The 3,816-nt window shown below is 60.7% G+C and carries 4 protein-coding genes and 1 pseudogene; 4 read left to right on the forward strand and 1 reads right to left on the reverse strand.

Annotation, left to right across the window (positions count from 1 at the left end):
• Window positions 1-242 precede the first annotated feature (242 nt).
• Window positions 243-488, forward strand: a complete 246-nt coding sequence (locus EN939_RS24630; RefSeq protein WP_127270296.1) for a hypothetical protein — start codon at window positions 243-245, stop codon at window positions 486-488.
• Window positions 489-1,052: 564 nt separating this feature from the next.
• Window positions 1,053-1,682 carry a uracil-DNA glycosylase family protein gene (locus EN939_RS24635; protein WP_127270300.1) on the forward strand — a complete coding sequence of 210 codons (630 nt, stop codon included), beginning with the start codon at window positions 1,053-1,055 and terminating at the stop codon, window positions 1,680-1,682.
• Window positions 1,683-1,778: 96 nt separating this feature from the next.
• On the opposite strand, the pseudogene EN939_RS24640 reads toward EN939_RS24635, so the two are convergent.
• Window positions 1,779-2,425 (reverse strand): annotated as a pseudogene (locus tag EN939_RS24640) (transposase); the annotation flags it as partial.
• Window positions 2,426-2,686: 261 nt separating this feature from the next.
• On the opposite strand from EN939_RS24640, the gene EN939_RS24645 reads away from it, so the two are divergent.
• Both EN939_RS24645 and EN939_RS24650 read left to right on the forward strand, forming a co-directional pair.
• A complete protein-coding gene (locus EN939_RS24645) occupies window positions 2,687-3,202 on the forward strand; it encodes a Dps family protein (RefSeq protein WP_127270297.1) in 516 nt (171 codons plus the stop codon).
• 101 nt (window positions 3,203-3,303) lie between these two features.
• Complete coding sequence (locus EN939_RS24650) at window positions 3,304-3,768, forward strand: nuclear transport factor 2 family protein (protein WP_127270298.1); 465 nt, start codon at window positions 3,304-3,306, stop codon at window positions 3,766-3,768.
• The last annotated feature ends 48 nt before the right edge of the window (window positions 3,769-3,816 follow it).

The following is a 3,816-nucleotide window of genomic DNA, read 5'->3' on the forward strand; positions in this document are numbered from 1 at the left end:
GGTCCAGGTCATGTGTCTAGTTCTGCCGAAACCATTGGGGCCTGAAGGCGCTAGTCGGCGAGGCAGAAATTGACGAACACCGGTTGAGAGCGTGCCTGATCCCTGCAACGGTCAAAGACGAAACGCAGCATGCCTTTGGAAAAGAACCTGCCTCCCGCGTGTGGCATCGTTGCGGCACGTAAGGCACGCAATCTGCCGATCCACGAACGGGTCGGTACCAAGTTATTGACGAGGAGAAGCCCATGTCCAGCGTCCATCCAGTTCGCGCACTTTCCGCAGCGCTCGAGGCTGCGAGGACGAATGCTGTCGAAACCATCGCGGCAGATGGCGGGCCTCTGTCATCTGCAGTTCTAGCTGAACTCGCCATGTTGCAAACTGCACTGACGGCCACCCGCCAAACACTCGATGAGCATGGAACCCGATTGGGCTGGGGTGGCGACGAGGGGGCCGTGGATCAGGCGGTTCTAGAACTCCATTCAATCAAATAGCTGGATTGCCAGTACGCAGTGATCGGCTTCCTTTCGTTGTGCCAGAGTTTGCCGTGTTATTGTTCGGCAATCCGTAGGTCCGCACTGACTGGCTTCGCGTCTCTTTGAAGTTTTGGAGCAGCCAACAGTTAAAGGCGTGCAGCCGGAGCTGCCAGCATCATTTGGACCACAACTGCCAAGCGTCAGGTTTTCCTTAGCAACTCGGGACGACCTGCGCTTCCCATTGTGAACGAGCGCGACGAGGACCAAGGTTGTCGACGCACCACAGCAAGCGGGCAAATTCTTACCAAGGCAATCACCTGCCACGGCATGTCGGTTGGACGGTTTCAGCATGCTATGGAATCGAAGGAAACAATTGTCCAGAAGCTCTGCACGTTCCCGCGGTGAAGCGTCGCGCAACTCCGGCGGCGGCTGGTCGAATGTTATCCGAACTCCTACGTCCTCTGGTCAGTAATTGAACTGACGACAGGGCGAGGCAACAATAGGGATCGGAACGACGTGGTAGACGTTTCTGCAAGTCATAGCTTCGTGGCACATTCGCGCGACGACGGAACGCGCGGCCAGTTGGAACAGTCGCAACTTGACGCGTTGCTTTCGAGCATTCGGGCATGCCGCGTGTGCGTCGAGGAGTTCGGCCATGAACCGCGCCCGGTGGTGCAGGTGGCCCCCGGCACCCGGCTGTTGATCTGTGGACAGGCGCCGGGGCGACGCGTGCATGAAAGCGGACTTCCGTTCGATGACCCGTCGGGCGACCGGCTGCGCGAGTGGCTTGGAGTGGATCGGCGCGCCTTCTATGCGGACCCGCGTATCGGCGTGGCCCCCATGGCGTTCTGCTTTCCGGGGACCAATCCCAAAGGCGGCGACTATCCGCCACCGCCCAGGTGCGCCGCGCTCTGGCGGCAGTCGCTCCTGGCATGTCTGCCGAAGGTGGAACTTACGGTGCTGGTCGGCGCTTATGCTCAGCGGTGGGCGTTGGGAGACACGCCGAGGCGTTCGATGACCGAGACCGTCGCGGCATGGCGCACCTATGGGCCTGCGGTGATCCCGCTGCCGCACCCCTCCTGGAGATGTGCAGGCTGGCTGCGGCGCAACTCATGGTTCGAGAATGAGTTGGCGCCCTATCTGCGCGTTCGGGTCGCTGCCATTCTAAGCGGCGCCATTACCCTTCATGAACCGGCCACACGCTCTCGATAAGGCAAGCCCGCGGCGACCTTCTCCGCGCAGATCGCGAGAACCGCAGGCGTGACGTTATCCGGGCCCAAGCAGAGAGACCGCCATCCAATGGACGATCAAATAGTCGGCGATGTTTCGGCTATGGCATCTCCACCAGAGCACTTCGGAACACACGACCGTGCATTTCGGCTGCTTGTTCAGGTCGATCGTCGGACACGACCAGTTCGACGTCCCTGAGGCCTCACGCTTTCAAGCCGACGAGAAATCCCGCCAGGTCGAGCGGTTGTCGCGATTGGCCATCTCGATGGCTCTGGCGCCTTCCGTCCCAGTCAATCCCGACGGAAATCAGCACCGCCTGGCCCATGACGATGCCGACTTCGCAGACCTTCTCGTAGCGAGCATCGACAATGAGGTAAGGGAACGGCTCCTGGAGCGGGCGATTGGCAAAGGCGGGGAGGCTCTCGTCCAGCGGCTTGCGCCCGCTCGGAAAGCTAGTAGCGCTCGAACAACTCCGCCGAGAAGCGGCCCTGCCGGTTCTGCGGCACCCTGAGTCCGAGCTTGCCGGCGCGCGTGACGAGCGTGCGACCGTAATGGCCCGAACGATAGGCGAGCCGCTCCGGCGTGCGCTAGCATTTCTCGGCTCCAAGCACCTCATCCATCTCGCCCTCCAGGACTTCCTGCATCACCGCGCGGATCACATCGCGCAGCCCATCAGGGCTCGAAAGCAGAATGTGGCGGAACTCGGTGACGTTGAATATCACCAGCCTGCCATGACCGCCCTTTCTCAGCGAATTTGCAGAACTCACAGCACACAACCTTGTCTCGTGGCCCAGCGAAATGAAACTGCAGGGCTGGCGGCGTCCGGGCGCTGACCGCCGCGACGCCCCTCGCTGGCCGATGAAGAGCCCGTCCTTTCCGGGCATTCAGAAAGAAAACCCGGCATTTGCAGAAGACCAGACGGCTTTTCGGGGCCTAGGTTGGCGCAATTGAGCACGCATTGAGCTCGCTGACCAAGGATCATCCCCATGACCACCAACGCCCTCCGCCTTCGCGCCGCACCGCTCCGTACCCCTTCCGATCTCGGCGAGAATGCCGTGACAGATATCTCTGCCGCTCTCACCGGGTTGCTAGCCGATACCTTCGCGCTTTACCTCAAGACGAAGAATTTCCACTGGCACATGTCAGGGCCGCACTTCCGTGATTACCATGTGTTACTCGACGAACAAGGCGAGCAAATCTTCGCTATCACCGATGACATCGCTGAGCGCTGTCGCAAGATCGGCGGCACCACGCTCCGCTCTATCGGACAGATCGCGAAGGAGCAGCGAATCTCCGACAATGACGCGGCCTATGTGACGCCACACGACATGCTGGCCGAGCTTGCCCAAGACAACCGCACCTTCATAAGTCTCCTGCGCGCCGTGCACGCAGTATGCGAGGAGCACGACGACGTCGCGACGACCAGCTTGATCGAGGTTTGGATTGATGAGGCCGAGCGCCGTACCTGGTTCCTTTTCGAAGCCGGGCGGATGGCGGACTGACCCCCAAGGCCATGGACCGTCGGCGCGGAATGGCGTCGCCCCGATCTGCGGCAAGCGGTCGCCGCTTGCGACTTCCCGTTGCTCTCTCACAGGAAAATGCCATGTCCCGCCCACCGCTTCCACCCTTCACGGAACAAACCGCCATAGAAAAAGTGCGCTCAGCCGAAGACGGCTGGAACACGCGTGACCCCGGCCGTGTCGCGCTCGCCTATACGGTTGACAGTGCCTGGCGTAATCGCGCCGAGTTCGTGACAGGCCGGGAAGCCATCGAGGCTTTTCTCACCCGCAAATGGAACAAAGAACTCGATTACCGGCTGGTAAAGGAACTTTGGACGTTTGCGGGAAACCGGATCGCTGTCCGCTTCGCCTATGAATACCATGATGACAGCGGCCAATGGTTCAGGGCCTACGGCAACGAAAATTGGGAGTTCGATACGGAAGGGCTGATGCGCCGCCGGATCGCCAGCATTAACGAACATCCAATCGCGGAGTCCGAACGCAAGTTGCATTGGCCTTTGGGTCGTCGCCCCGACGACCATCCTGGTCTCAGCGGTTTCGGCTTCTGATCTGACGCGTGGTCGAGGGTTGGCGACCGTTTTCGCGCTACCCACTGA

The organism is Mesorhizobium sp. M7A.F.Ca.CA.002.05.1.1, assembly GCF_003998335.1.
In the GTDB taxonomy this organism is placed as follows: Bacteria; Pseudomonadota; Alphaproteobacteria; order Rhizobiales; family Rhizobiaceae; genus Mesorhizobium.